The organism is Halomonas sp. 707D4 (assembly GCF_024158685.1).
Lineage (GTDB): Bacteria > Pseudomonadota > Gammaproteobacteria > Pseudomonadales > Halomonadaceae > Vreelandella.
This window is the reverse complement of the sequence record NZ_JAMZBD010000473.1, coordinates 1-2,341: the sequence shown is the minus strand read 5'-3', so window position 1 is coordinate 2,341 and position 2,341 is coordinate 1. Positions and strand designations below refer to the sequence as shown.

At 66.8% G+C, this 2,341-nt stretch carries 3 protein-coding genes; all 3 read left to right on the top strand.

The annotated features are described in order from the left end of the window. Positions 1-213, top strand: a 213-nt coding sequence (locus BIS11_RS15420) for a helix-turn-helix domain-containing protein (RefSeq protein WP_253586479.1), incomplete at its 5' end; no start/stop codon positions are given. 147 nt (positions 214-360) lie between these two features. Next, complete coding sequence (locus BIS11_RS15415) at positions 361-1,575, top strand: aspartate aminotransferase family protein (RefSeq protein ID WP_253418622.1); 1,215 nt, start codon at positions 361-363, stop codon at positions 1,573-1,575. Positions 1,576-1,607: 32 nt separating this feature from the next. Next, positions 1,608-2,341 (top strand): arginine N-succinyltransferase (locus BIS11_RS15410; protein ID WP_253586478.1); only part of this gene is annotated, 734 nt, incomplete at its 3' end.

Sequence of the window (2,341 nt, the reverse complement as noted above, 5' to 3'; positions counted from 1 at the left end):
CTCGAGCGGCTGTTCAAGAAGTACCTGCAGGCCGTGCCCAGCCGCTACTACCTCGACCTGCGCCTGAAGGAAGCGCGCAAGCGCCTGCGCGAAAGCGATCAGGCGATCGGCGAGATCGCCCTGGCCGTCGGGTTCTCCTCCGGCGCCCACTTCTCGACCGCCTACCGCAACCATTTCGGCCTCACCCCGCGCGAGGAGCGCCTGGTCGTGTAAGCCAGGTCTGCAAGGCCTGCGCGGGCTTTTAATGTCGCTGCCGCCAAGCGGCCGCTTTACGTAACTTCCCGTCCCAAACGTGAAAGTGTTGCGCGTGCCAAGCTGCGTATACTGGAGCTCCTTACACGCCATGATTGGAGATTGTCCATGAGCCCCACGCCCAGCCGTCAGGATTTCGATACCTACATGACGCCCAACTACGCGCCCCAGAAGGTGGTTCCGGTGCGCGGGGAAGGCAGCCGGCTGTGGGACCAGGAAGGGCGCGAATACATCGACCTGGCCGGCGGCATCGCGGTGAACTCGCTGGGTCACTGCCACCCGGCGCTGGTCGGCGCGCTCAAGGAGCAGGGCGAGAAGCTCTGGCACCTCTCCAACATCTACACCAACGAGCCGGCGCTCATGCTCGCCAAGAAGCTGGTCGACGCCACCTTCGCCGACAAGGTGTACCTGTGCTCCTCCGGCGGCGAGGCCAACGAGGCCGCGCTCAAGCTCGCCCGGCGCTACGCCGTCGACCACGTCGGCGAGCACAAGGACAAGATCATCTCCTTTAGCCAATCCTTTCACGGTCGCACGCTGTTCACCGTGAGCGTCGGCGGCCAGCCCAAGTATTCCCAAGGCTTCGGGCCGATTCCCGGCGGCATCCTGCACGCCGAGTTCAATGATCTCGAGAGCGTGCGTGCGCTGATGGGTGACGACACCTGCGCGGTGATGGTCGAGCCGATGCAGGGCGAGGGCGGCATCATTCCCGCTACCCAGGAATTTCTCGAGGGGCTGCGCGCACTGTGCGACGAGCACCAGGCCCTGCTCATCTTCGACGAGGTGCAGACCGGGGTAGGCCGCAGCGGCAAGCTCTACGCCTACCAGCACTACGGGGTGACGCCGGACATCCTGACCAGCGCCAAGTCGCTGGGCGGCGGTTTCCCGATCGGCGCGATGCTGACTACCGACAAGATCGGCGCCTCGCTCGGTTTCGGCACCCACGGCTCCACCTACGGCGGCAACCCGCTGGGCTCGGCGGTGGCGCTGGCAGCGCTGAACGTGATCGACACCCCCGAGGTGCTCGGCGGCGTCGAGGCGCGCCACCGGCTATTTCGACAGCACCTCGAGGCGATCAACGAAAAACACGGCGTGTTCAAGGAGATTCGCGGCATGGGCCTGCTGATCGGCGCGCAGATGAGCGACGCCTTCGAAGGCCGCGCCAAGGACATCCTGCCGCTGGCCATCGACGAGGGCCTGATGGCGCTGATCGCCGGGCCCAACGTGCTGCGCCTGGCGCCGTCGCTGGTGATTCCCGAGGCGGACATCGAGGAGGCCATGGTGCGCCTCGAGCGGGCGATCGAACGCCTCGTTCGCCCTTCATGAGCACGGCTGCACCGACGGCGGGGAGGCTCGACATGCTGGTAGTTCGACCGGTGGCGATGACGGATCTCGACGCGTTGACGCTGCTCGCCGAAAACGCCGTGCCGAGGCTGACCAACCTGCCGGCCGACCGTGAGCGGCTCGAGGAGCGCATCGCGCGCTCTCTCGACTCCTTCGAGCGCCAGGCGGAGTTTCCCGGCGACGAGCAGTACATGTTCGTGCTCGAGAACACCGCCGCCGAGCGCGATGCGGATCGGGTGCTGGGCACTGCCACCATTCGCGCCCAGGCAGGCGCGTCGGACGCCTACTACACCTATCGCCAGGAGACGCTGATCCACGCCTCCCAGCAGCTCAACGTGCGCCGCGAGGTGCAGACCCTGGCGCTCTCCCACGAGGTGTCCGACGCCACGCTCCTGTGCGCGTTCTCCCTCGACCCACGCTACAAGGGCACCAGCGCCGAGAGCCTGCTGCGCCGGGCGCGCCTGATGTTCATCGCCCAGTACCCGGAGCGCTTCTCGAACATCCTGGCGGTGGCGTTTCCAGGCTACCTGGACAGCCGCCAGCAGTCGCCGTTCTGGGAGAGCGTGGGCAGCCACTTCTTCGCGCGCGGTTTCCAGGAGATCAACCACATCGCCGGGCTGCGCTCGAAAAGCTTCATCGCCGAGGTGATGCCGCAGTTTCCGCTCTACCTGCCGCTCTTGACGCCCCAGGCGCGCGCCGCGATCGGCCGCGAGCACCCGGCCCACGAAGGCCCGCTCCAGGAGATGCT